Raw genomic sequence first — 25,571 nt, forward strand, 5'->3', positions numbered from 1 at the left:
AGTACATTAGCCCCTTGGAATTGATATACTAACTTATTGAGAGCTAAAGAGTTAACAAAAGAGCAATCCGAAATTTATGCAAAAGGCGCACGTTCTTATTGAAGGAAGAGTACAGGGAGTAGGATTTCGTCACTTTGCAAAGGTTAATGCCGAAGAAGTGGGTGTATATGGCTGGGTAAAAAATTTGCCTGACGGGCGTGTAGAGGCGGTTTTTGCCGGGCCGATTGATCATATCCGGGAGATGGTGAACCGCTGTGAAAAAGGACCGGGTCCCAGCCATGTCGATAATATCGATGTAACGGTAGAAGAAACAGACGAAGAATTTGAGGATTTTGAAGTTCGCTATCACTGATGCGATTATTCATTGCTATCCCAATGCCCGAGAAAGTCGGGAAAGAGCTAAGTAAATTGCAGCAACCCATAGAGGGCGTTCGGTGGGAGCAGAATGATAAATTCCATTTGACGCTCAAGTTCTTGGGGGATACCGAATCTCACAAGCTAGAGGAGTTGCAGGCAGCTCTTGATGCAATAAATACCTCAGTTTTTTCCATTACAATGGAAGGAGTTGGGTATTTCCCAAGAGGAGGTCCGCCACGCATACTTTGGTCGGGAATCAATAAAGATCATCCACTGCAAAATTTGCAACAGACGATCGAAGACCTTTGCACAGACTTGGGATTCGAACCCGAACCGCGTTCGTTTACGCCTCATGTGACTATTGGCCGGGTTAAAAACACACCCAAAAATGAAATTGCCTCATTCATAGAGCGGCATGAAGATTTTCGTATAGATGACATATCGGTAAATAGCATAGTGCTTTATGAAAGCAAGCTTCATCCGGATGGAGCCAGGCATATTCCCAGAAAAGAAGTAAGGCTGGGGACTAATAGTTAAACCAGTGCTTTCTTCGTATTATATTATTCTGATATAAACCGACTATCCCAATGCATTATGTGGAAGATAAAAATTGGGTTAGAATGCATTTTAATGCCTAAAGATTAATTCATCAGGCCCTGCAAAATCAAAGCTCACTTAAGTGAGCTTCTGAATATAGATCTTAACCCCACGGATTTATCCATGGGGAAAAAAAGAGGTGATTTTTTGCAACTGATTAGAAACATGATGTGGATTATTGGCAGCCTTGCCGTTGGATATGCAGCGATCTTGATTCTGGTCTATTTTATGCAGTCCAGTATGGTTTATCATCCTTTTAGTACCATTACCACTACTCCTGCAGATTTGGGTTATGAATTTGAGGATGTTTATTTCAAAACGGAAGATGGTTTTGAGCTCCACGGTTGGTTCGTGCCCAGTGATTCCACCAATTTGACAACCCTGTACTTACACGGTAATGCCGGGAATATTTCAGGTCGGACAAGAACTATTCAGTTTTTACATCAAATGGGGCTGAATGTATTCATTTTTGACTATCGGGGCTATGGCAAAAGCGAGGGTAATCCGACCGAGGAAGGGACCTATCGCGATGCAGAAGCGGCATGGGATTATCTGGTTTCTGACAGGGGAATTTCGGAATCACGAATAGTTATCATGGGACGATCCCTCGGCGGATCGGTAGCTGCATGGCTGGCGGCGCGCAGGAATCCCGCGGCATCAATAATTGAATCTACATTTACTACAGCGGCCGATCTGGGGGCTGATGTATATCCCTGGCTGCCGGTGCGGTGGTTGATTAGGTATGAATATAATACGCTGGAGAATATAAAAGAGATCGATTCGCCGTTATTTATGGCCCACAGCCATGAGGATGAAGTTGTGCCATATCACTATGGAGAAGAGCTTTTTGAGGCCGCAAATGAACCTAAGGTTTTTGTAGAACTGGACGGGCTTCATGGATCCGGTTTTTGGGAAACAGAAGTCAAATATCGAAATGCACTACAGTCGTTTTTGCAGAAATATACATCATATTAAAAATCTTAGATCCTGTATTACTGATGTTATGTTGATACAGAGAAAGAATATTCTCTGAGCAATTCTGCGGATTCCCCGCGAACCTCTGCGGTTATAAACATGATCATTAAATTTAAATAGCTACTAACTTTACTTCTTATGGATATTATTAGCAAAGAGATATCAGTAGATGCAGATGGTTTTTCAGATATCAAAAATATAACTGATCCAGTCACAAAGTTTGCTCGTGAGAGCAGTTTTTCGGAGGGTATAATTCATATTTTCCCCATAGGTTCAACAGCCTCTGTCTCGACGATTGAATTTGAGCCGGCGCTGGTGAAAGATATGCAGGATAAACTGGAAGAGTTCGCCCCACACGATCAAATAACGCGCCACGGAGAAACGTGGGGCGATGACAACGGTTTTTCACACATGCGAGCGACGATGATGGGGCCGGGCATTACCGTTCCGTTGCACCAGGGAGAACCGGTTCTGGGCACCTGGCAGCAGGTTGTGATTATTAATCACGACAATAAATCACGGACGCGGCGTATTTTCTTGCAGGTGATCGGTAAAAAAGAGTAAAAGCCAAATAGATTGCAACATTTAAAAATTAAGAAAATTATTTAGTCGATAGAGATCCTTGTAAAAACCCAATGTCATGCTGAACTTGTTTCAGCATCTGCCAGCAAATTTTTCTTTAGAAGCTTTTAGGATAATTTTTGCAACAGACCCTGAAATAAATTCAGGGTGACATTTGTGTATGCAACGCTTCCATTAGTTAAATCTGATATTTGAAGTAAACACAGAGTTTCACAGAGACAATAAGATCTCTGCGCGACTCCGTAAATTCCTCTGCGCCTCTGCGGTTTTATAAAAGAAACAGCTTAATTTTGTGGTACAGGAATCGTATAATTATTCAAACTCGTCATCCAAATCTCAATAACCTGAATGAACTTTTCACATCTCCACAATCACACGCAGTTTAGCATGCTCGACGGGGCAGCGGGCATCAGTCAGCTCATCAAGAAATCCAAAAAACACGGCATGCCCGGCATTGCCATTACGGATCACGGAAACATGTTTGGGGTGCCGGAGTTTGTAAATGAAGCCCATAAGCACGATGTAAAGCCGATTGTCGGATGTGAGTTTTATGTCACTCCCTCGGGAATGGATGATAAAAAGGATCGCACGCGCTATCACCAGGTGTTGCTGGCCAAGAACATGACGGGTTACAAAAATCTGTCAAAGCTTTGTTCACTGGGATACACCGAAGGGCTTTATTATAAACCTCGCATTGATAAGCCCACGCTGGCCGAGCATTCTGAAGGATTAATTGCTACTACCTGTTGTATCGCCAGTGAGATCAATCAAACGATAATCAACAAAAGTGAAAAAGAGGCCCGGGCAGTTTTTGAGTGGTACCTTAATGTTTTTGGGGACGATTATTATATCGAGCTGCAGCGGCATGGTCTCAATGATCAAGACAGGTGCAACGAAATCCTGGTGAAATGGTCGAAGGAATATAATGTGAAAATGGTGGCTACGAACGACTGCCACTACGTGAATGAGGAGGATTCAGAAGCACACGATATACTGCTCGCTCTGCAGACGAATGCGGATATTAATGATCCCAACCGGTTTCGTTTTACGGATGATGACGACAACCTGAACACGGACTTTTACCTGAAGACGCCCGAGGAGATGCAGGAGCTTTTTAGCGATCTTCCCTCGGCGATCGACAATACAAATGAGATTATAGAAAAGGTTGAGGACATCGACCTTAGTTCCGAGCTGTTGCTGCCGCACTACAGCATCCCCGACCGGTTTGACTCGATGGATGAGTATCTGCGCCATATGACCTATGAAGGGGCCAAGAAGCGCTATGGAGAAATAACGCAGGAGATCACCGAGCGCATTGAGCAGGAGCTTGCGATTATCAGCCGGATGGATTTTTCAGGATATTTCTTGATTACTCAGGATTTTACTACTGAGGCGCGCAAGCGTGATGTGTTTGTCGGGCCGGGACGTGGTTCCGCCGCAGGTTCGGTTGTGGCTTACTGTCTGGGGATTATCAATATTGACCCGATGCGGCACGACCTGCTCTTTGAGCGCTTTTTGAATCCCGAGCGTGTGAGCCCGCCTGATATAGATATCGACTTTGATGACAGCGGTCGCCAGGAAGTTATCGACTACGTTGTCGAAAAGTACGGCCGCGAAAAAGTAGCTCAGATCGTTACGTATGGCACAATGAAAGCCAAGACAGCGATCCGCGATGTGGGTCGTGTTCTGGGCGTGCCGCTGCAGGAAGTAAATCGTATAACCAAGTTATTCCCAGATCAGCCTGGACTCAACACCTTTGACAAAGTGCTGGATAAGTCGAAAAATCCCGAATCGGCCGATGATATTCAGGAACTTTTTGACCATCCCGATCCCCAGATCCAGAAAATGATGCGTTATGCCAAGACGCTGGAAGGGTCGGCGCGGCAAACCGGTATTCATGCTGCAGGCGTAATCATTGCTCCCGGAGAAATCAGCGAATACGTGCCGGTAGCGCTTTCGAAAGATAAAGAATTGATTACCCAGTACGATGGTCCGCACGCCGAAGAATGCGGACTGTTGAAGATGGATTTTCTTGGATTAAAGACTCTGTCGATCCTTAAAACGGCCATCGAATATGTGGAAGAAAATCACGGGGTGCATTATGAGCTCGATGAAATCCCGGAAGATGATGAGAAAACTTTTGAGTTATACCAGCAGGGGAATACGATAGGTACCTTCCAGTTTGAATCGGATGGCATGCGGAAATATCTCAAGCAGCTGAAGCCGACCGAGCTGGATGATCTTATTGCCATGAATGCGCTCTATCGTCCGGGCCCCATGCAGTTTATCCCGGAGTATATCGATCGCAAGCACGGGCGCTCTGAAGTTGAGTATCCCCATCCGGATCTGGAGGAGCTTCTGGAGCCGACGTACGGCATTATGATTTACCAGGAGCAGATTATGAAGGCGGCCCAGAAAATTGCCAACTACTCGCTGGGAGAAGCGGATCTGTTGCGCCGGGCGATGGGTAAGAAGAAGCAGAAAGTGATGGCCCAGCAGCGTGAGACATTTACAAAACGGGCCATTGACAATGGCGTGTCCGAGGAGAAGGCTGAAGAGCTTTTCGACATTATGGCTGAGTTTGCCAATTATGGATTCAATAAGTCGCACTCGGCGGCGTATTCGGTTGTTGCCTATCAGACCGCCTTTTTTAAAGCCAATTATCCGGCTGAATATATGGCGGCGGTACTGAGCCATAATATGGGCGATATCGATAAGGTTTCGAAATTTATTGAAGAGTGTAACCGAATGGGAATCGATGTTGACGCCCCGGATATCAACAACGGACAGGGCAAGTTTGTGGCCGTGGATGGGCGCATTCAGTATGGTATGGAAGCTATCAAGGGAGTTGGCTCAAACGTGGTACTGGAAATTGTGAAAGAGCGAAGGGAGAATGGCAAATTTGAGTCTATCTATGATTTTGCCCGCCGGGTCGACTCGAGTATCTGCAACAAAAGAACCTTGGAGAGCCTGTTCCAAGCAGGGGCGTTCGACAAGCTGAATGACAATCGGCATCAGCTGCTCAAGCATATGGATGTGATTATAAGCTATGGTTCTCGTGTACAGGAGCTGGAAAACTCCAATCAGTCTGATCTGTTCGGAGATGGTGGCGACAATGCTTCTGCTATTGATGAACCCCAATTCGAACATGTTGAGCCGTGGTCTAGTATTGAACGACTGAATAAAGAGCGCGAGCTTATCGGCTTTTATTTGAGCGGGCACCCGCTGGATAAATTTGCAGAGGATGTTCAGATGTTCTGCTCACATACCCTGGATCCGGAAAAGCTCGACAAACTTGAAGATCGTACCGATGTTCGCGTGGCAGGAATTATCACCGAAGTAAAACGTGTAACGGACAAAAAAGGACGTCCGTTTGCTTTCTTGCAGATGGAGGATCGCCACGGAAATATTGAGGTTATTGCTTTTAATGATGTCTATGACAGTAATCTGGGTATGATCCAGGTTGATACCCTTGTAGTTGTTGACGGTCACATTGATACACGGCGCGGACATCCTCAGATAATTGCCAATAATTTTGAACGAATTGCAAGCATGCGAGAGAAATACCAGGATCAGATTGAGCTAAAGATAGATATTGACACCAATTATGTAGAAGAAGGGGATCTGGAACAGATGGCATCGCTTTTTAAGAAGCACCAGGGACAAACGAATATTCGCTTTAATGTGTTAAGCAGTGAGGCTAAACGTCCCTTTGCAATGCATGTGCGTAAATTTGTTATAGATCCCAATGATGAACTGCTTGGAGGATTGAAATCACTGGTCGGAGAAGATGCTGTTAAGTTGACTCGCACTAATGGCAATGGCCGATAAGTTTTTGCAATCTGCTTTATAATAATAAATGATGTGATAATTGGTTTTTAATGTGCGATATTATTGCCGTCAAAGAAGGATCTTAACACTAATTAATGTAGTACATATAATATGAGTAAAGCTATAGAACTTACAGACGACTCATTTGAAGAAGAGGTATTAAATGCTGATTCAGACAAGCCTGTCCTTGTCGATTTTTGGGCTGAATGGTGTGGTCCATGCAAGATGGTTGGCCCTATTGTGGAAGAGCTTGCCGGAGAATTTGAAGGCAAAGCCAAAGTTGGAAAAGTTGATGTAGATTCGAATCCTGAAACATCTACGAAGTACGGCATTCGAAGTATTCCCTCACTGCTGATTTTCAAGGACGGTGAAGTGGTGGATCAGATTGTAGGTGCCGTTCCCAAATCTCAGCTGAAGAAGCAGCTGGAAGCACAGGTGACTAATTAGCACCTTATACCACTTATAAAGATATAAAAGGCGATAGAGTTATCTATCGCCTTTTATATTGCTAGGATTCGGCTATAAAGGAAAAAAGCATGAAATTGGTGCTTACTTTTGGGGTACCTTTTGGCTTGATCCGAAGTAGCTTAGGCTACGTAGGCTGTACTGACAAAAACCATCCCAATTGGGTTCCGCCCCAGATTCTTGACACCGGTGAATTTTGACTTTGATATGTCTACTTTCTCGACTTTACGGTTTTAACCACGGCCTAAGAATTGCGTGCTGAGGCCAAAAGATGCATCACGTCAAAAAGAGGTTGTGGTAGATCAGCTGGTGATGGAGACAGCAATTTGTGAGAAGCAAAAGAAAATGAAGCTAGTCATCTAAATGAAAAGTAATCACGACCTTCCTGCCACTATCAAAGAACTGCGTTTCATCGGCATATTCTCTAATTAAATAGATCCCGCGGCCACCTTCGTTAAGCAGATTTTCCTCTTTCAGTGGATCGGGAAGATCATCGGGATCAAACCCTTCTCCCTCATCTTCTACACTAATCTCTAAAATCTGTTCATCCCGATTTAGACTCGTCTGGATTTGCACCTGTTTATCAGGATTTTCTTTATTGCCGTGTATAATTGCATTATTGACGGCTTCACTGAGCGTCAGCATAATGCGACTAGAGTCTTCTTCACTAAAACCGGCCCAGTTCTGTAGCTTTTGGACAAATGGCTCAATCCTATTCATTTCCTCGAACTTTGAATTGAGCACTAATTTTTTTGTATCAGAAAAAGACATACACTAAAGCTTTAATAAGAAAGTGTCTACAGCAGAATGATGATCCTTGGCACTTTTAAGCGTAGAGTCCGCGCATTTTCAAGGTAGTGGCAACTTTGTTAATGCCAAAGATATAAGCAGCTTGTCGCAGAGTAACATCGTAATCGTTACGGACTTCAAACAGGTTGTCAAAAGCGCTGCGCATCATACGGTTTAATCGTCTGTTGACCCTTTCTTCGGTCCAGAAATACCCCTGACGGTCCTGAACCCACTCGAAGTAAGAGACGGTAACACCGCCGGCGTTTGCCAGAATATCGGGAACTACCATAATTCCCTTGTCTTCCAGAATAGAATCGGCATTAGCAGTTACCGGTCCATTTGCCCCTTCAGCAATTATTGTCGCATTTATATTACCAGCATTATGACGATTTATTTGATCTTCTTTTGCGGCAGGAATAAGTACATCGCAGTCTAGCTGCAACAGTTCTTCGTTGGTGATCTTTTCTGCCTCACTGTAGCCTTCAAGTGAATTATTATTTTTTCGGGCGTATTCTATAGCTTCGGGGATATTAATGCCATTTTCGTTGTAGTAGCCGCCGGAGATATCGCTTATTGCAATTATTTTTGCCCCTTGCTCGTACATCAGTTTTGCGCTTACGGAACCTACATTACCAAATCCCTGCACGGCTACAGAACATTTATTGGGAAGGATTCCCGCCTTATTTAGTGCAGCTAGTGTGACCGTTACCACACCGCGTCCGGTTGCTTCCTTGCGTCCGTGTGAGCCGCCCAGAATAATAGGTTTACCGGTTACAACTGCTGTTTCAGTCTTGTGAGCATTCATGCTGTACGTATCCATAACCCAGGCCATGATCTGTTCATTGGTATTCATATCTGGGGCGGGAATATCGCGGTCGGGACCGAAAACCTCGAGCATGTTAGCCGTGTAGCGGCGGGTAAGTCGTTCAAGCTCACTGTTCGAAAGTTGATTGGGATCGCATCGTACACCACCTTTGGCACCGCCAAATGGTACGTTTACAATTGCACATTTCCATGTCATCCATGCAGCCAGGGCATTAACTTCCTGCAGTGTCACATCCGGAGCGTATCTGATTCCACCTTTCGACGGACCAAGCAGATTGTTGTGAATAACACGATATCCTTCAAAGACTCTTATTTCACCGCTGTCCATAACGATAGGTATCGAAACCGTAATCTGCTTTACAGGACTGGCCAGGTATTGGAACAAACCTTCATCGAGTTCGAGGATTTCAGCTGCAAACCGAAACCGTTCCATCATAGATTCAAAGGGGGAGTCTTCGTCGAGCTTGGGACCGGGTTCTTTGTAGTAACCGGTTGTATACATGTTTTTATTGTAAGGCATAGATGATGATAAGAAATCAGATCTTTTATTGTTTCCTTTCTGGGATTGATATTACAATTAATATTTCAAAATCCCATTTTTTTGAATGCAAAAAGGTATGAAAAATTTGTCAGATGATATAGGAAAGATTTCCAGGCTATAATAATTATCTGAGGTTTTTATCGTTTCGTGTATACTTTTATTTTATACATCTTTAAAATCAATAAATAATATTACATCGAGTTCTTTTTTGATACCACAATATCCTGATTATCCCTGTCGGACAACTTTAAAGCCGCTTTTCGTGTTGCATTTGAATAAAATTTCATGTTGATTCTACACTAAAGTTTTCAAAATCTACTTTTGGCTTAGTGCCACACCATATGCATTAAATAAAATATTATGCTATGAAGGCGAATGTTCTTGTATTGAATAAAGATTATCAGCCTCTAAGTGTATGTTCCGTACATCGCTCTGTGAAGTTACTGTTTTTGGACAAAGCTGAATTGTTGCACGACTATCCTGAACGAAAAATCCGGACAGTATCAGAGGAGTACTCTTATCCTTCGGTTATTCGGTTAAGGCGGTATATCAATATTCCATACAACAAGATCGTTTTATCCCGCCACAATATTATGAAAAGGGATGCTAAAGAGTGCCAGTATTGTGGGGCGTCCCGAAATCTTACGATTGATCATGTATTGCCGAAAAGCCGGGGTGGCAGAGATACGTGGGAAAATCTGGTAACGGCATGTGACGATTGCAACGTTAAAAAAGGAAATCGCACACCTAAAGAGGCAGATATGCCGCTAAAGCGAAAACCATTCCGTCCAATCCATATCACCTTTCTGCAGTCTATCATGGGAGGCGTGCAGGAAGATTGGAAACCCTACCTATATATGTAGAATTTCAATCTTGAATAAGGAATGATGAGCTTCGAAAAAGATCAACATTCATAATTCCTTGTTCATCGATTCGTTATTCCCAAGTATTCTTCACAACAAATACATAAAAAAACCTTATCTTCGAAGGTTCAGTTGTATCCCCAAATTTATAAAACCATGAGTAACAAAGGACGAGTACTAGTAGCGATGAGCGGAGGTGTGGATTCTTCCGTAGCTGCTGTTATGCTCAAAGAACAAGGCTATGATGTCATCGGAATTACGATGAAAACGTGGGATTACTCTCGCGTAGGCGGTAAGTCAGATAAAGAAACCGGTTGTTGCACACTTGAATCTATGAACGATGCACGGCAGATTGCTGTCAAACATGGATTCAAGCATTTCATTGTTGATATTCGTGACGAGTTCGGCGACTGGGTGATCGACCGTTTCGTGGATGACTATATGAACGGACGTACCCCCAATCCTTGCGTGCTTTGTAATACTCATATCAAATGGGCGGCATTGCTGCGTCGGGCTGATAACTTGGGCTGTGATTTTATAGCAACAGGTCATTATGCAAATGTACGCGAAGAAAATGGTCGCTATGTTATTTCAAAGGGATTGGATCCCAAAAAAGATCAGTCATATGCCCTTTGGGGAGTAGAGCAAAAACATCTGGCGCGTACGAAGTTTCCGCTTGGTAATTATGAAAAAACTGAAATTCGAGATTTGGCTGAAGAGTTTGGTCTTACTAAAGTAGCCGACAAGCCGGATTCGTATGAGATCTGTTTTGTGCCTGACGATAACTATCGCCGATTTTTAAAAGATCGCGTTGACGGACTTGAAGAGCGCGTAAAAGGTGGCAAGTTTGTTGATCAGGACGGGAATATCGTCGGTGAGCATGAAGGGTACCCCTTCTACACCATAGGCCAGCGCCGAGGTTTAGATCTGGCACTCGGCAAACGAGTGTATGTGACCGACATCGATCCCGAAACCAATGTAATTACCATTGGCGAAAAGGAAGATCTCGTAAGTACGACTTGCCGGGCTAAAAATATCAATCTGAGCAAGTATGGCGAAGTACCGGGCGGTGAAATGGAGATCACCGGCAAGATTCGTTACAACGATGACGGCGTTATAGGGCAGTTGAAGCAGCTCGGCGATGATGAGATTGAGGTTAATTTCCCCACAGGTCGCGAAGCTATTACACCCGGACAGGCGGTAGTCTGCTACGAAGGAGACGATGTTGTAGGCGGCGGATGGATCCACAAGGTAAACGTGGATACCAACGTTCTGCAGGAAGCATAATTTAATATCGTATTACTCGTTACCAGAGCCTGTCTGTTTATTCAGGCAGGCTTAACTTTTTGTCTGAAACATTGTATTTACTAGCGATGTACAAAAGGTAGTATAAATTGAAAATGAATTAGACTCCCTCTTATGAAAAAAGCAACATATTTTCTTTCGGCCATTGTTGTGGTCGCTTGTTTCACACAGCCCGCCTCCGCACAATTTGAAGGTCAAATTACATACAACAGTTACGAGTATTCATCCGACGGAAATGAACAAAAGCAGGACGAGTTTACCATGTATGTAACGCCGAACCGGATCTTACTACAAGGTGAAAAGAAATATGACTTTATGGGGTCTATACAGACAGAAGGAGTGCTGGTACGCCTGGATTTTGAGGATTTTGTTTTTTTGACCGGAGAAGACAAAGCGCTCAAGATCTCTAAATCAGATATAACTTCATTAATGCAGATGTTTGAAAATGGCAATGGATCGACCAAACAAGTTGCTGATAAGGGAGAGGATATAGCATATGAACGCACGAGTGAAAAGGCGGTGATCCAGGGATATAATTCCGAAAAGTTTATATTCAGAGATGAAGATAAAGAAAATGAATACACCGAAGTTTGGATGACCAAGGATGTCGAAATGAATTGGGGTATGCTTGCGGAACCGTGGAGTGGGAGTGCTCAAAATATAGTCAGCAGTTTTCCGACTGATCTGGTTTTTAAGGAAAACTATTTCCCGGTGAAAGTGGATGTATTCCGTAATGATAAAATGATATCACGCCTGGAAGCAAATACGATTAACGAATCGCCTGTAGCAAAAGCAATGGTGCAGATACCGTCAGGTGTTCAGGTTCTTAGTTTTCAGGACTACCTTTTCCAGCAGATGAGTCAGAATTAGTATAAGGTAGAGAGTATTACAGCTGCTAAATAAATGCTGCTGTACCTTCTACTTTTTACTTTCTACCATCTTACTGGCTCACTCCACATTCCCCATCAGATACATATCGCCAGTGGGTTGTTGACTGCCGCCTTCCGGCTCCATAGTGACGGCAAAACCATTCACTGATTGTAAGATATCAGAGGTTAATTCAATCCGGTAAAAATTATTGGTTTCCTCGTTAACAGTGAAAACACCCGCATTTACAGGATCGTCTGGAGTAAGCGCCCACAGCTGATATACTCTCCCTTGAGAAAGTGCAGGCAGATTTGAAGCCTGAAGTACCATTTGTTGATTTTCGTTATTCCAAATAATCTTCCCGTAACCGTTGGGATTTGCTTCCATACCAGCTAGTTCAACAATGTCAATTTCAGGGTTACCTATGATGTTCAGTATCTGTTCTTTTTCGCGCAGATCGTTTTCGAGTTCTGTAATTTGACTTTCCTGTTGTTCAATTTGAGACTCCAGTTCGTTGACTTCGGAGTTTAGATTAAAGGAATAAAAAATGAGACTCAGCGTAATTATAAGCAGGGCAAATGAAGCAGCAATGGCAAAAGAAAACCAGTCGAAACCATCTTTTGGCTCTTCCGTTTCTTTGCTGATTTCGGATGCCGCGGAGGTATCTTGCTGCTCTAGTTCCTGGTCGCCAGAACGTATGTGGGATATCAGCTGCTCTTTTACAGCTGGGTCAGGCTCATTACCTTTGACGGTAAATGCCAGCTGATTAGCAGCCGAGTGCATACTTTGGTAGAGTGCACGTTCTTGTTCAGAGGCATCCTTGAGCATCTGCTCAAACTCCTGCCGTTCGGCATTATCGAGGGTATGCAACACATAACCCGCACAGAGCTGCTCGAATTTTTCGTTATACGAATTTTCACTAGCCATTGGATATATAATCTCCCATGATACGTTTTAAATTTTTTACTCCATTGCGCAAGCGGGTTTTAACGGTATCAATTGTGGTGTTTAGATGATCGGCAATTTCTGATTGGGTAAGACCTCTGTAGGATGCAATTTTTATAATTTCGCTCTGCTCTTCGGGAATTTCATGCAACGCCTTTTTAACTAGTTCGGTCCGGTCTGAAAAGATAGTTGTTCTCATCGGGTCATGAGTATCGTCTGCTGACAAAAGCGATACTGTATTCGTTGTTGCAGGTCTGATATTATTGATGGTATGATTGCGTGCCAAGGATACCATCCAAATAAAAACATTGCCACGCTCTTCGTTGAATGAGTCGGCGTTATTCCAGACAGTCACAAAAATATCCTCAAGCAATTTTTCAGCTTTCTCACGTTTCTTTACAATGGACATGATCATCCCAAATAACAGTCCGCTGTAAAGATCATACAACTCCAATAGTGCTTCTTCTTCACGAGCTTTAATGCGTCTCATCAACTCTATTTCATCATTAGAATCGCGGTGGGGCATATTTTCAAAGTCTGCAAACATAGCGAACGTAGTGAGATTAATATTCCTCTTACCCCAATACACCATTTAAATTGGTTTTCGAATCAAAAAAGGGACTTGTAGAAATCCTGAATTTCCATTAGGCTAAGTCCATCAAAAATATAATAAGAACTTTTAAACTATTTGAGTAGTGCCCTGGCTTTTTAGAATGACACTGTTGGTGTCTGTCTTGATGACACCAGCCGTACTTTATCTCTCATTTCGATTGTATTATATATTTCGGCAATTTGTTTCGCGTAAGAGATGGACAAAAACACTGCCCCCAATACTACTTTTTTCCTTTTATTTATTTCCGATTATCGGTCTTGTGGATTTCTATATCAGCGAAGATATCGAGGTACTTAAATATCCCAAACTGCTTACTTACTGGTTTTGGTTTGGATTGGTGTTCGTTTTTCAGTTGGTGACTTGGGTAATTTTGGCAGATGTTATCAAACTAATGACTCGTTTTTCCCCGTGGGATCAGAAGCGAATTGCCCAAATTCACGCACAGGCTGTTGTCCTTATTATTGTGCTGGTATTCTGCTTTACAGGGTTCAAAGTGTACAGTGATACAACCAAGATTGAAACAGAAAACATTATTCTTGAGGTTGATCGGTTGCCGTCAGAATTAGAAGGTTTCAAGATTGTTCACATTTCCGATATTCAGGGTGATGAGTATACCGGCCGCGAGCAAATAGCTCGGTATATTCAAAAAGTAAATGAGCAGAATGCTGATCTGATAATCTTTACCGGTGATTTAATATCATACGGTACCGATTTTATCGAAATGTCTGCCGAGGAGTTTGGAAAGATCCAGTCAAAGTACGGTACGTATGCTGTAGTTGGCGATCATGATTACTGGGCGGGCCTCGAACATATAGAGCCGGCGCTGAAGGAGCAGGGTATTCCGCTTCTGCAGGATGAAAATCACATCGTGGATATCGACACTTCTTTGCAAGCTGCAATTACTGGCGTCACCGAAGTTTACAGCAAAGACTCTGATCCCGAAGTCGTTGATTCACTTACCAGCAGTGCCAGGGGTGTATCGTTAAAAATATTTGCATCTCACCAGGTAAAGGATCATTTAATAACCAGTGCCCGAGATAATGGTTATAATATAATCCTTGCCGGACATACCCACGGGGGACAGGTGCGCGTGCCGTTTATGGGAATGAGCTTTTCGGCCTCTGAACGAGAAACAGAGTATGTCCAGGGGTTTTATGAGGAAGAAGGATTACCAATAAATGTCAATAATGGTCTGGGATTTACTCTTGCACCCATCCGCTATAATGCACCGCCCAATATTTCTGTGATTACATTGGAAGCTGAATAATCTGGTAATTTTTCAGGGGAAGCTTTCTCAATTCTATTGTTAAGAACCGCAGAGTTACGCGGAGGTAACCACAGAGGATAGGATAATTATATTTGCGAAAACATTGCCATCTCCTATTAATTTCTGTTAGTATAAAAATCAGTTGGATTAACTACAGAGTATAGTATCTCAGGATAACTTCAGCGGTCCTCTGATTCCTCTGCGGTTATGAGTTTTGAGGCAAATTATCCTGGTCATAGAAAAATCACTCAATCAGCTCCATCATTTTTTCAGGATCTGTTACAGGCAGTTCACAGCTATAATTCTGGCATACATAGGCTGTTGATTTTCCATTCTGCATGTCAAAATCCGACAGATAAGAAACCAGTTCTTTGATTTTATCATCTTCGGGATCATTCAGCAGGATGAGTGCACGAGGTAAGAACTGATCGTGAAGATTTTTCAGCATTAATCGTGTTACCGAATCATTGGGATTTCCTGCAATGATGATCTCTTGTGAATTACCACTCGTAAAATCAACGCTCTGTAGTGCGGCCCCAAACCCTGTGGGAGCGTTTGTTATCTCTTTGGAAAATAGCTGTTGCGCCTTTTCAGCCATCTGTTCCCATTCTGTGTTACCGGTTATGCGACCCAGCCGGAGCAAGTTCATCATCGCCACGGAATTACTCGAAGGCATAGCACCGTCATAGATCTCTTTTTTTCGTCCCAGCAGTTCTTCAGCCGATTCCGAAGTGAAGAAAAAGCCTGCATTTTCATCATCCCAAAAGTGATCAATAAACTGTTGGTTAAGAGAAATCGCCTTCTCTAGATACTCAGTCTTGAATGTGGTTTCATAAAGTTCAATCAGTCCCCAGATCAAAAACGAATAATCATCGGCGTGAGCGTCAATGGCTACGTCGCCGTTTCGGTAGCGGTGTTTGAGTATATTATCCTCAGTAATCATATGAGATGAAATGAATTGCCAACACAATTCGGCCTGTTTTATATAGTTTTCATCATCAAAAACACGTCCGGCTTTGGCAAGAGCTGCAATCGTCAATCCATTCCAGTCGGTGAGGATTTTATCGTCAAGCAGGGGATGCACGCGGCCCTGTCGGGCATTCAGCAACTTTTGACGAATCTCTTCAAGTGTTGACCGCAGTTGTTCCTCATCCATATCACGTTCACGGGCAAGCTCATCCATTGGTTTTTTTAGATGTGGGATGTTCTTACCGGTACGACGTCCCGTGGACTCATCTTCATAATTGCCTTCTTCAGTAAAGTTAAAAACCTCGATAGCCAGCTCCGCCTCCGCCATGGGCAATAGATCCCGGATTTCCGAAACGCTCCAAACATAAAATTTACCCTCTTCGCCTTCACTGTCAGCATCTTCGGCCGAGTAAAACCCGTTATTCTCATCCTGCATCTTGCGCAAGAGATAAGAGACTATTTCATCTGCTGTTTGTTTGAAGAGTTCATTCCCTGTCAGTTGCCAGCCTTCAGTGTAGGTCATCAGTAGCAATGCCTGATCGTATAGCATCTTTTCGAAATGGGGGACAAGCCACTCACGGTCAGTCGAATAGCGGTGAAATCCCCATCCGATATGATCAAAAATACCGCCCCTTCGCATCTGCGTGAGTGTTTTATCAACCATTTGAAGGGCATCTGAATCCTCATGGTTTTCAGCATAGCGAAGTAACAGCATCAGGTTATGCGGACTGGGGAATTTGGGGGATGACCCAAAGCCGCCATAGGTTTCATCAAATTTTTGTTTGTATTGAGAATAAGCTTTTTCCAGGTGAGTTTGGTTCAGCTGATCTCCGCCTTCAAACTGGTTTGACTTCTGAAAGGCATCAATTATTTCATCGGATGAGTTGTCAATTTTTTCTCGCTCATTTTCCCATATTTGTGAAATCCACGGAATGAGCTCCCGCATACCCGGCCGCCCCTGGCGCCCTGTTTTGGGAATATACGTGGCTGCATAGAATGGTTTTTTATCCGGAGTTAAAAAAACATTGAGCGGCCAGCCTCCGCTGCCGGTAAGCATTTGGCAGACCATCATATAGGTATTGTCAATATCGGGGCGCTCTTCGCGATCCACTTTAATATTGACAAAAGCCTCGTTCATGAGTCGAGCGATTTCATCATCTTCAAAAGACTCATGGGCCATAACATGACACCAGTGGCAGGTAGCATAGCCGATTGAAACCAGCACTGGTTTATCTTCACGGCGCGCTTTTTCAAAGGCTTCATCGCACCAAGGGTACCAATCTACGGGATTCTCTGCATGTTGTAACAAGTAAGGACTCGATTCATCAGCCAGCCGGTTTTGCTCAGAAGTAGTCATGACGTATCCTTGTTCTTGATATCTTTAGAAAAACGTTGACTATAATCAACGAGAAAACGATTATATTCCTTGTCCATAAGATCGCTGGAAATCATAAAATCAGCGGATGCTCTGTTATTGGCTATGGGAATGTTATAAAGCACGCCAATCCGCAGAAGGGCCTTGACATCGACATCGTGGGGCTGGGCTTGCAGCGGATCCCAGAAAAATATCATCATGTTAATTTTGTTTTCCGAAATGGCAGCTCCAATCTGGAGGTCACCGCCCAGAGGCCCACTGTTAAATGCCGTTACATCAAGACCAACTTGGTCGGCAATCATCGTGCCTGTTGTTCCCGTGCCAAAAAGTTTGTGTTTGGATAGTGACCCGGCATTGAATTCACACCAGTCGATGAGATCTGACTTGCGGTGATCATGGGCGATCAGTGCTATACGTTTTTGTCTTTTCATTACCTTGGAACCGTGTGCAATCGGTGGATCGGAATTTTTGTAGCTGCTCATTCTGGAATATAGTTTGATAATATTTTATGAATAGACAGAAATATCTGTCACTCAGTTAAGCTACGGTAAGAATGGATGGCTCTCAAATGATAATTTTAATAACTATATCGCCAGACGGAGAGGAGAGTTATCAATTTTAATACGCTTTATTGAGAATGACTCCTTGTCAAATCCTTTGAGTCGGGTACTGATGTTTTTGATGGTACTTTTTGTTTGATGCCCATTGAGAGCTTTATTGAGATTGTGATCAGCAAACGTTTGTTCAGAGATAATGACCTCATTCTCACTTGCAAAATCCACAAAACGTGAAGCAATATTAACGGTGGCGCCAAAATAGTCGATACGACTGTTAAGATTCGCAGCTACACAGCTTCCGTGATGAATACCGGCCTTAAGCTGTAGTTCATTTTTGAACTGATCATCTTCATCTAACATCTGCTGAGCGTGTAGATAAGCGCGGAAAGCCTGATCCGGCTCACAGAAAACAGCCATCACGGAATCACCGATCGTTTTAACGATCGCACCATCTTCGCAAGCCACAGCATGCTGCAAAATTTCAAAGTGATTGATAACCTGCCCGACAGCCTTGTCGTCCCCCTCTTCATTATACATGCCGGTTGAATCAAAGAGATCGGTAAACATAAATGTTAGATTGTCAACCGATATTTTCTCACCTTTTTTAAGCACTTCGTCTGAAAAAAGATCGCGAAATAGTTGCATAGATGTAGCCTCAGCTGCGCTAACAGACTGATTGCTCCAGGATTTTTTCTCGAGAGTAATCATCTGTGTGTGAGAACTACTGTTTTTAAGACTAAGATTCGGAGATTGCACTATGTGTGCTTCTTCTCCGCTCAGACCTTTTGAATGGAGTTCGATATGTACGGTTTCACTGCCTTCTTTACTGACATGTATCGTGGCCGATCCCTTGGATTTACTTGATCGCAAAATATATGTACCTACAGGTAGATTGATCTTGAGAAACCTGTCTTCGCCCGGACGCAGGTACTGTTGCACAAAAATATGTGATTTTGAGCCGGGGTCGCGCATGCTGTATCGGGCGCGGTCGATTTTACGCACAAGCGGATTTGGTGAAAAGGTAAGCCGGATTGTTTTGTTAAAATTTACTTTGAAATCCTGCTCACAATCATCACAATAGATGGGCTCGTGAATTTGGTTCAGGGTTTTTACCGAGTGCTGTAGGTTGCGACAATGAGGGCAGTGGAGATCCCAGTTAAAATTCAGCAGATCAGCCTGGGCGGCGTAAAGAAATACTTCCAATACATGTTTACGTGAAACTCCCCATTGGTCGGCTAATTCGTAAGGATGTATTCGTTTTAGCTTTAAGTCGTCAGCCCGACGAATATAGTCAACGATCTTTTCAAGGATATGACCATATACATCGCTGTTATAAAGCTTTTCCAGAATTTGTTGCAGGCGTTGTTGACCGCCACGCACCAGCTTTTTCTCTTTTGCTGACTGGTATAGCATTTCCCCTTTAAGGGCAGTTTGATCATAATTATAAATCGTATTTTTTAGCCGTTTTTTGACAAGCGTTTTTAATTTCAGTGTTGTCAGCAGTGATAAAATGCTAATTCTGGGTTTGGCCTGTAGCTCAACTTTTATTTGTGTACCATTCTTATTTGGTTGAAGATCGATCAGAATCCTTAAGTCCTTGTATGGTCCCGTTTGGTAATGTCTTTTTACCCCAAAGCGAAAGGGATATTCCCATTCATAAGGTTCTTCTTCCCAAACTTCGTATCGATTAATGCCGTTATAGGATAGCTGAATGAACCCCGGTTCAACATTATTGGAAAGATGTGCGGATTGAATACTCGGTTGCCGGATATCTTTAAATAACTGATTTGTATCAGTAATCAGCGGCCACAACTCTTCAGGCGTAGATTTAAGCTGCCACTGCCACAAAATATGTATTGGCTCTTGTTTGAACATTGATCCCTGATTCTCTTAAAAGTTGGCCGCTAATTCACTTCGGTAATTAAAAATGTATGTTTTATATTTAGCGTCCTTTACTAACAAGAGAATTGAAACCACTAATTGTTACAAATCTTTAATAATTATTTATGGCTGTTGAACGAACTCTTACCATCTTGAAACCAGATTGTGTGCGAAAAAAGCTCATTGGCGAAGTTACCCGGCGGATACAGGAAGCTGGCTTTCGTATCGTGGCGATGAAAATGACACGCCTGACAGAAGATACGGCCGGCGGATTTTATGCCGTGCATAAAGAGCGACCATTTTTCGATGATTTGGTTGAATTTATGTCCAGTGGTCCCTGCGTGCCTATGATTTTAGAAAAAGAAAATGCCATCGAAGATTTTCGTGAATTTATCGGGGCCACTGATCCCAACGAAGCCGAAAAAGGGACAATCAGAGCTGATTTTGCTGACAGCGTGGGTGAAAATATTATCCACGGCTCTGATTCTGTAGAAAACGGACGAAAAGAAGCGGCATTCTTTTTTAGCGAAGCCGAAGTCGTGGCAAATAAATCGTAAGCTTATTTAAGTCCTTATTGACCTACACCTATCCTCTCCCTAACATTAGGGGGAGAGGAGCTTCTTAATCGCTTCTTAACTGAAATATGACTTCTCTCCCTTTTGTCGGGCGAAATTAAAACATTACGCTGCAATTATAATAAAAAGCCAGCCTATGCGAAGTAATCTCCTTTTTCTTATCTGCAGTTTTATTTTCTTAGTTACGGGATGTGATTCATCGATGTTTCCACAAACAGAACGAACTGTAAAAGTAGGAGCTGAGGTGTTGCTTGATAACCATCTCGATGAATTGGAAGGCAAAAGAGTGGGATTGGTTATGAATCCTACAGCACGGGTAGGGAATTCGCATATGCTGGATACACTGATGGCTCGGGATGTAAATGTAACGGCTCTTTTTGCACCCGAGCACGGTTTCCGGGGTGATGTCGGGGCCGGCGAAAAAATCGAGGATGGAGTCGATCAGGCGACGGGATTGCCGGTATTCTCACTGTACGGCGAAACGAGGACTCCTACTCCCGAAATGCTGGAGGAAGTGGATCTGCTTCTTTTTGATATGCAGGATGTAGGCGCCCGTTTTTACACCTACAATGCTACAATGGGAAATATCATAGAAGCGGCGGCTCATGAAGATGTTGCTGTTTGGGTGCTGGATCGGCCGAACCCGGCCGGGGGAAATTACATCTCTGGCTGGATGCTGGAACCTCAGCACGAGTCGTTTGTAGGTGCTTATCCCATCCCTATGGCCCACGGTATGACACTCGGCGAACTGGCTAAAATGATGGTAGGAGAGCAGTGGATTGATAATGCTTCCGATGCGGATATTAAAGTAGTACCGATGGAAGGGTGGCAGCGGTCAATGCTGTGGCCCGATACTGGTCTGGAATGGATTCCGCCTTCGCCCAATCTACCTACTTTTGAGCATGCATTCGTTTATTTGGGGACCGTGCTTTTTGAGGGTGCAAATATTTCTGAGGGACGAGGTACTTCGGATCCTTTTTTAAAGATTGGTGCTCCGGGAACAAAGCTGACAACCTCTCATATAGCACCGCTCCGTCGAAAATTTGCGGGTGTTAACATCGAGCGGATTTCATTTATTCCTGAATCAATGCCCGGCAAAGCTCCAAATCCCAAGTTCGAGGGAGAGCGATGTCATGGAGTTGAAATACAGGTTACCGACTTCAGCAGGTTTGATCCCGTTAAACTGGGAGTTGAGCTGATGGCTGCAATGATGGATGCTACGCCGGATGCAGAGCTTAACGACTTTATTCAGCGATTGAGCGGAGTCGACAAAGCGGATTTCCTGGAGCAGTTGGATAATGAAGGTTACAAGAATAATTGGGATAAGACAGCTGAAGAGTTTGCAGAAGCTCGAGAACAGTATTTGTTGTATGAGTAGATGTTTTATTTAATCTTGTGTCAACCTGAATTTATTTTTAGGGTCTATTGCAAAATGAAATTAATAGCATAGAAAAGTCCTGTTGCTAAGCTGTGTAGCAACTTAATTAAGCAGAACTTATCTCATTCCAAACTCCTGCTTGGGAATGTAAATACCTATAGAAAACTTTTACCCGCGGATGAATCGTGGGCTAAGAATTTTACAATAAGCTCACTTAAAGTGAGCTTCGGTTTTTTGCTTCTTAGCCTGATGATTCATCTTCAGATTTGTGGAGAAAAGATAGAGGCTTGTGCCGTATCCCTGGATGAGGACAGGTTCCTCTCTCAAATTCACTTCGCACTCTTTTTGTACGGCAAGAAAGGTTGAAACCAGCACAAAAACTCTATCACGATTCAAGTTCATCTTTTTCTCTTTGGGTTAAATAAAGTCCATACTATTGATATAGGATGAAATAGAGCAAAATACCCCGCTATAATCATTAGTAGTCGCAGGAAAGTTTGTGAAAAATCAGAATTGGGGAGCCAAATCCAGAAGGGGAAAATTAAATTGGCAAATTCGTAGCTGGTACCTATAACTACACTAAACACCCAGAGTTTTAAAAAGGGGATGTAGGTCTTTCGAGATAAGAAGGCGATCAGTGGACCCGCGCGATTATTCAACATTAGCACACATTCACCGGTTGATACAATTACCAGCCCCCACGAAACCAACAATGCAATGCTTTGTTCCGGTGAAAATATTACGCCCAGTATTCCTGCATTGACTGCAAGCCCCAGAAAAATTAACCATAGTGCCGTTGATTTTTCGTAACTAACTGCTAAAGAATCAAATACCAGGGCGAAGGTTGCTGCTGCTATTCCATAGGAGAAAAAAGCATTTATTAATAACAGATAGATATCAAGGCTATGTGCTGCAACCGGAGAAGCGGAGGGGCCATCGGGCAAGTAAAAAAAGATGCCGAAAGCACCAAATAGGAGGTCCATCAAAATACCCAAAAGAAGGCCTGTCACAGCTACGATCATCCATTGTTTTTGATTAAGTGGATCTGAGTTGGGTAAACTGCGAACTATGCCCCAGATGAGTGCCTGTAAAAGAAGGATGTAAATCAGATTGATAGGCATATAATCTGCTTATGACAGACAGGATCTTATTCACTTTTGCGATTCCATTCGTAGCACAGCAACGCTGCACTTACTGAAGCATTAAGTGATTCTACATCGTTCTTCATCGGGATACGAAAAGTGTAGTCACAGTGCTCGAGTGTCTTTTGGCTGATGCCACTTTCCTCATTACCGACAACAAACGCTAATGGTCTATCTACCTCTAAATCCCAAAGCAGTTGATCGCCCCCCATATCAAGTCCGCCAATCCAGAATCCCTCATCCTTAAGTTTCATGATAGCCTGATTGAGGTTCCCGGCCCGCACGACCGGGATACGTCCTGCCGTACCAGCTGATGTTTTATATACTGTGGCATTGATCGGCGCCTGCCGGTGTTTGGGGACAAGTACAGCCGAAATGCCCGCAGCTGCTGCTGTGCGAAGTATGGCTCCTAAATTTCCCGGGTCAGTGATTTCATCAATCAACAGGACGGCTGGATAGGTTGATGTATCGATGGTATCAAGCCAGGTTTCCAGATCTTCATATGATATCTTGCTCATCTGAGCGACTACACCCTGATCGTTGACGTCTCCCACCAACTGGTGAAGTTTGGAGCCCGGTACATGTGAAATTGGTATTCGGTGCTGCGATGCTAAATCGAACAGATCAGTGAGTTGAGAATTGCGGACCGACTTTCTGACAAAAATTTTTTCAATCCGCTCTGCCTCGTTTCGCAGTGCTTCTTCTACTGGATTGCGGCCATAGATAAAATTATTTGTGTCGTTTTCAGTCATATCGGATTGATCAAGAATTTTTTTGCGTTATATTTTTATCAGGTCCAAGCAAAAAGGGGATTTATTATGTATCGAAATCAAAAGTCATCATCCTCAGAGTCATCAAATATACAAGATTCCTCACAGAAATCGGGGGTCGAAAGATTCATTAAACAGATGCACTCTATGAGGATTTTGCAACTGCTTGGTGCTATCAGCCAAATAGTAATGGGTCTGTGCATCTTGGTGGCATCTTTTTTGGGATTAATTCAGCCGATGTGGTTATCTGGATTTTTTATATTTCTGGGTAGTTTAGCAACTATCATTGGATCATATCTTGTGTATATTATACGCGCAAAATCCAGTAACTATAATTCTCTGAAACGCAACGCTGTAAGGCGGGTGATGAAAGCCAAAAATTAAAAATGACCGACTTTAGTGATCCGGATAAACAAGAAAAATTGCAATCTTATTTAACGGTTCATCTCAAAAAAGATGAACTCTCTCTTGCGGCTGACGAACAGATCGAAGCCCTCCATAAGAAGAAGCGCAATAAATGGATTCAGTTGGCAGTCAATTTAGCAGCTATCCTGTTTTTCGGGTATTCTTTTTACTTTGATATTACGCAGCTGAGCCAAACATTTTTCTTAATCATTTTTGCAGTTTTTCTGATTAATGTGGGATTAATTTTTTATCAGAAAAACCAGATAGATGAATTAGTGGAATATCTGAGATGGAAAGTTCAGCATGAGAGTTAGCCCGCTAACCTTGCAAAAGAGAGCTTCACACCCCACAATGTCATGCTAAACTTGTTTCAGCATCTGTAAGCAGTCGCTCTTTTGAAGCTCCAAATGGAAGTTTTGCACCAGACCTTGATCCGCCAGCCGGCGGACAGGTGACATCGCATTTGTAAAGCTCTCAAGTAACTTGTCTCTGGGTAATACTCAGTCAATAGTGCTGTGTTTACTTGTGTGCGTTGACCGGGGCATTGACTTGTAGCAACACACGAGCAAAATTTCGATGCTATACAACTGTGATTATTTGAACACTATAATTTTGAGAAAAGTGTGTTATAATATTTAAGATAGAATTTATAAATGAATACCACTGAAAAATGCGGGTTAGGCTTTTCTGCCTTATTTTAGCAGCTGCTTGTTGTTCAGTTACAAAAACTTTTGCTCAATCCAATATGGATCACAAATATCGTTTGCCCTCGCTGTATAATGATGACGGTGATGGATTTACTATCATTGCACACCGCGGGGCAAGTGCTTATTATCCGGAGAATACAATGGCTGCATTTAAGGCAGCTGTAGAAATGAATGCCGAAATGATTGAGCTGGATGTGCTGATAAGCAAAGACGGCATTCCGGTGGTTTTGCATGATGCACAATTAAAGGCGCGCACCGACGGCCGCGGTATGGTAAGCGATTATACCCTCAGGGAGCTTAAAAAGCTGGATGCCGGATCGTGGTTTGACGAACGCTTTTCTGATCAACAGATACCTACGCTCAATGAAGTGCTGGAATTTGCAACCGGTAAAATTGCGGTTAATATTGAGATTAAAACAGAAGCTGTCACCGATCAGCTGGAAGGAGGAGTGGTTGAGAAATCGCTGAAGCTGGTAAAAAAACATGATATGGAGGATTATGTGCTTTTTTCCAGTTTTAACTATCAGGCTATAAAACATGTTAAAAAGCTGGATCCTGAAATGCCGGCAGCTCTTCTTTATAACCGGTCGCAATCCAGAAGAAAACTGCCACATGAGTTGGTTGAAGAATATAATGCCGACGCATTCAATTGTAGTTACCGACAGTTGACGAGAAAACGACTGGCAAGTTTGAGGGATCATGATATCCCTAGTTTTATCTATACCATTGATCTGAAGCATCGAATGCGGAGGTTGATAGCAGCGGGCGTAAATGGAATTTTTACCAATAAGCCGGATTTGCTAAGAAATGTTGTAGAAGATTATCATCGTTAAAAAGAAGATGATTTTTGAGAAACTAATTTGCAGAGAAAGAAAAATTTCAAATCAGAAGTTTTTATAGAGCTTAAAAAAACTGGGTGTCATCCTGGACTATTTCAGGATCTATAGATGAGGGGGCAAAGCTTCCTTTTAATAAATTTGAACAAAATTA

At 43.1% G+C, this 25,571-nt stretch carries 25 protein-coding genes; 15 read left to right on the plus strand and 10 right to left on the minus strand.

The window, feature by feature from the left end; all coding sequences use genetic code 11:
* The first annotated feature begins 76 nt into the window (after positions 1-76).
* The 6 genes from ACT3ID_RS12015 to trxA all read left to right on the plus strand — a co-directional run bounded on the left by ACT3ID_RS12015 (position 77) and on the right by trxA (position 6,789).
* Positions 77-352, plus strand: coding sequence for an acylphosphatase (locus ACT3ID_RS12015; RefSeq protein ID WP_491542286.1), 276 nt, complete (start codon positions 77-79; stop codon positions 350-352).
* Entirely contained in the window at positions 352-894 is a 543-nt protein-coding gene (gene thpR, locus ACT3ID_RS12020; protein ID WP_491542287.1) for an RNA 2',3'-cyclic phosphodiesterase, read from the plus strand. Before ACT3ID_RS12015 ends, thpR begins: the two co-directional genes overlap by 1 nt.
* Positions 895-1,077: 183 nt before the next feature.
* Complete coding sequence (locus ACT3ID_RS12025) at positions 1,078-1,929, plus strand: alpha/beta hydrolase (RefSeq protein WP_491542288.1); 852 nt, start codon at positions 1,078-1,080, stop codon at positions 1,927-1,929.
* A gap of 138 nt (positions 1,930-2,067) precedes the next feature.
* Positions 2,068-2,493, plus strand: a complete 426-nt coding sequence (locus ACT3ID_RS12030; RefSeq protein WP_491542289.1) for a secondary thiamine-phosphate synthase enzyme YjbQ — start codon at positions 2,068-2,070, stop codon at positions 2,491-2,493.
* A gap of 366 nt (positions 2,494-2,859) precedes the next feature.
* Entirely contained in the window at positions 2,860-6,342 is a 3,483-nt protein-coding gene (gene dnaE / locus ACT3ID_RS12035) for a DNA polymerase III subunit alpha (protein WP_491542290.1), read from the plus strand.
* A gap of 111 nt (positions 6,343-6,453) precedes the next feature.
* The gene (trxA, locus tag ACT3ID_RS12040) at positions 6,454-6,789 is read left to right on the plus strand and encodes a thioredoxin TrxA (RefSeq protein ID WP_491542291.1); all 336 of its coding nucleotides are present in this window, start codon (positions 6,454-6,456) and stop codon (positions 6,787-6,789) included.
* Between the two features lie 369 nt (positions 6,790-7,158).
* On the opposite strand, the gene ACT3ID_RS12045 is transcribed toward trxA, so the two are convergent.
* Positions 7,159-7,578 (minus strand): ATP-binding protein, encoded by a 420-nt coding sequence (locus ACT3ID_RS12045; protein ID WP_491542292.1) that lies wholly within the window; start codon positions 7,576-7,578, stop codon positions 7,159-7,161.
* A 55-nt stretch (positions 7,579-7,633) separates the two neighbouring features.
* Positions 7,634-8,941 carry a Glu/Leu/Phe/Val family dehydrogenase gene (locus ACT3ID_RS12050; protein ID WP_491542293.1) on the minus strand — a complete coding sequence of 436 codons (1,308 nt, stop codon included), beginning with the start codon at positions 8,939-8,941 and terminating at the stop codon, positions 7,634-7,636.
* Between the two features lie 386 nt (positions 8,942-9,327).
* Between ACT3ID_RS12050 and ACT3ID_RS12055 the strand changes: the two genes are divergently transcribed.
* The 3 genes from ACT3ID_RS12055 (at position 9,328) to ACT3ID_RS12065 (ending at position 12,000) form a co-directional block, all read left to right on the plus strand.
* Positions 9,328-9,825 (plus strand): HNH endonuclease, encoded by a 498-nt coding sequence (locus ACT3ID_RS12055; RefSeq protein ID WP_491542294.1) that lies wholly within the window; start codon positions 9,328-9,330, stop codon positions 9,823-9,825.
* Between the two features lie 156 nt (positions 9,826-9,981).
* Entirely contained in the window at positions 9,982-11,112 is a 1,131-nt protein-coding gene (gene mnmA, locus ACT3ID_RS12060) for a tRNA 2-thiouridine(34) synthase MnmA (protein WP_491542295.1), read from the plus strand.
* A 132-nt stretch (positions 11,113-11,244) separates the two neighbouring features.
* Positions 11,245-12,000 (plus strand): hypothetical protein, encoded by a 756-nt coding sequence (locus ACT3ID_RS12065; RefSeq protein ID WP_491542296.1) that lies wholly within the window; start codon positions 11,245-11,247, stop codon positions 11,998-12,000.
* A 78-nt stretch (positions 12,001-12,078) separates the two neighbouring features.
* On the opposite strand, the gene ACT3ID_RS12070 is transcribed toward ACT3ID_RS12065, so the two are convergent.
* Both ACT3ID_RS12070 and ACT3ID_RS12075 read right to left on the minus strand, forming a co-directional pair.
* Complete coding sequence (locus ACT3ID_RS12070) at positions 12,079-12,924, minus strand: anti-sigma factor (RefSeq protein WP_491542297.1); 846 nt, start codon at positions 12,922-12,924, stop codon at positions 12,079-12,081.
* Positions 12,917-13,534 (minus strand): sigma-70 family RNA polymerase sigma factor, encoded by a 618-nt coding sequence (locus ACT3ID_RS12075; protein ID WP_491542298.1) that lies wholly within the window; start codon positions 13,532-13,534, stop codon positions 12,917-12,919. The genes ACT3ID_RS12070 and ACT3ID_RS12075 overlap by 8 nt, the downstream gene beginning before the upstream one ends.
* A gap of 280 nt (positions 13,535-13,814) precedes the next feature.
* Here ACT3ID_RS12075 and ACT3ID_RS12080 point away from each other — a divergent pair, with 280 nt between their 5' ends.
* A complete protein-coding gene (locus ACT3ID_RS12080) occupies positions 13,815-14,822 on the plus strand; it encodes a metallophosphoesterase (RefSeq protein ID WP_491542299.1) in 1,008 nt (335 codons plus the stop codon).
* 244 nt (positions 14,823-15,066) lie between these two features.
* Here the strand turns inward: ACT3ID_RS12080 and ACT3ID_RS12085 are convergent, their stop codons facing one another.
* The 3 genes from ACT3ID_RS12085 to ACT3ID_RS12095 all read right to left on the minus strand — a co-directional run bounded on the left by ACT3ID_RS12085 (position 15,067) and on the right by ACT3ID_RS12095 (position 19,598).
* Entirely contained in the window at positions 15,067-17,148 is a 2,082-nt protein-coding gene (locus tag ACT3ID_RS12085; RefSeq protein ID WP_491542300.1) for a thioredoxin domain-containing protein, read from the minus strand.
* Positions 17,145-17,597, minus strand: coding sequence for a methylglyoxal synthase (locus ACT3ID_RS12090; RefSeq protein WP_491542544.1), 453 nt, complete (start codon positions 17,595-17,597; stop codon positions 17,145-17,147). The genes ACT3ID_RS12085 and ACT3ID_RS12090 overlap by 4 nt, the downstream gene beginning before the upstream one ends.
* 153 nt (positions 17,598-17,750) lie before the next feature.
* A complete protein-coding gene (locus tag ACT3ID_RS12095) occupies positions 17,751-19,598 on the minus strand; it encodes an adenylate/guanylate cyclase domain-containing protein (RefSeq protein WP_491542301.1) in 1,848 nt (615 codons plus the stop codon).
* Between the two features lie 131 nt (positions 19,599-19,729).
* Here ACT3ID_RS12095 and ndk point away from each other — a divergent pair, with 131 nt between their 5' ends.
* Positions 19,730-20,161, plus strand: a complete 432-nt coding sequence (ndk, locus tag ACT3ID_RS12100) for a nucleoside-diphosphate kinase (protein ID WP_491542302.1) — start codon at positions 19,730-19,732, stop codon at positions 20,159-20,161.
* 154 nt (positions 20,162-20,315) lie between these two features.
* The gene (locus tag ACT3ID_RS12105) at positions 20,316-21,557 is read left to right on the plus strand and encodes an exo-beta-N-acetylmuramidase NamZ family protein (protein ID WP_491542303.1); all 1,242 of its coding nucleotides are present in this window, start codon (positions 20,316-20,318) and stop codon (positions 21,555-21,557) included.
* Positions 21,558-21,767: 210 nt separating this feature from the next.
* Here the strand turns inward: ACT3ID_RS12105 and ACT3ID_RS12110 are convergent, their stop codons facing one another.
* The 3 genes from ACT3ID_RS12110 to rlmB form a co-directional block, all read right to left on the minus strand.
* Positions 21,768-21,959 carry a hypothetical protein gene (locus ACT3ID_RS12110; protein WP_491542304.1) on the minus strand — a complete coding sequence of 64 codons (192 nt, stop codon included), beginning with the start codon at positions 21,957-21,959 and terminating at the stop codon, positions 21,768-21,770.
* The gene (locus ACT3ID_RS12115) at positions 21,956-22,579 is read right to left on the minus strand and encodes a hypothetical protein (protein ID WP_491542305.1); all 624 of its coding nucleotides are present in this window, start codon (positions 22,577-22,579) and stop codon (positions 21,956-21,958) included. The genes ACT3ID_RS12110 and ACT3ID_RS12115 overlap by 4 nt, the downstream gene beginning before the upstream one ends.
* A gap of 125 nt (positions 22,580-22,704) precedes the next feature.
* A complete protein-coding gene (gene rlmB / locus ACT3ID_RS12120) occupies positions 22,705-23,451 on the minus strand; it encodes a 23S rRNA (guanosine(2251)-2'-O)-methyltransferase RlmB (protein WP_491542306.1) in 747 nt (248 codons plus the stop codon).
* Between the two features lie 165 nt (positions 23,452-23,616).
* Here rlmB and ACT3ID_RS12125 point away from each other — a divergent pair, with 165 nt between their 5' ends.
* The 3 genes from ACT3ID_RS12125 (at position 23,617) to ACT3ID_RS12135 (ending at position 25,414) form a co-directional block, all read left to right on the plus strand.
* Positions 23,617-23,853, plus strand: a complete 237-nt coding sequence (locus ACT3ID_RS12125; RefSeq protein WP_491542307.1) for a hypothetical protein — start codon at positions 23,617-23,619, stop codon at positions 23,851-23,853.
* Positions 23,854-23,855: 2 nt separating this feature from the next.
* Entirely contained in the window at positions 23,856-24,188 is a 333-nt protein-coding gene (locus tag ACT3ID_RS12130) for a hypothetical protein (RefSeq protein WP_491542308.1), read from the plus strand.
* Between the two features lie 431 nt (positions 24,189-24,619).
* Positions 24,620-25,414, plus strand: a complete 795-nt coding sequence (locus tag ACT3ID_RS12135; protein ID WP_491542309.1) for a glycerophosphodiester phosphodiesterase — start codon at positions 24,620-24,622, stop codon at positions 25,412-25,414.
* The last annotated feature ends 157 nt before the right edge of the window (positions 25,415-25,571 follow it).

The sequence above is a fragment of the Fodinibius sp. GM108 genome (genome assembly GCF_058386985.1).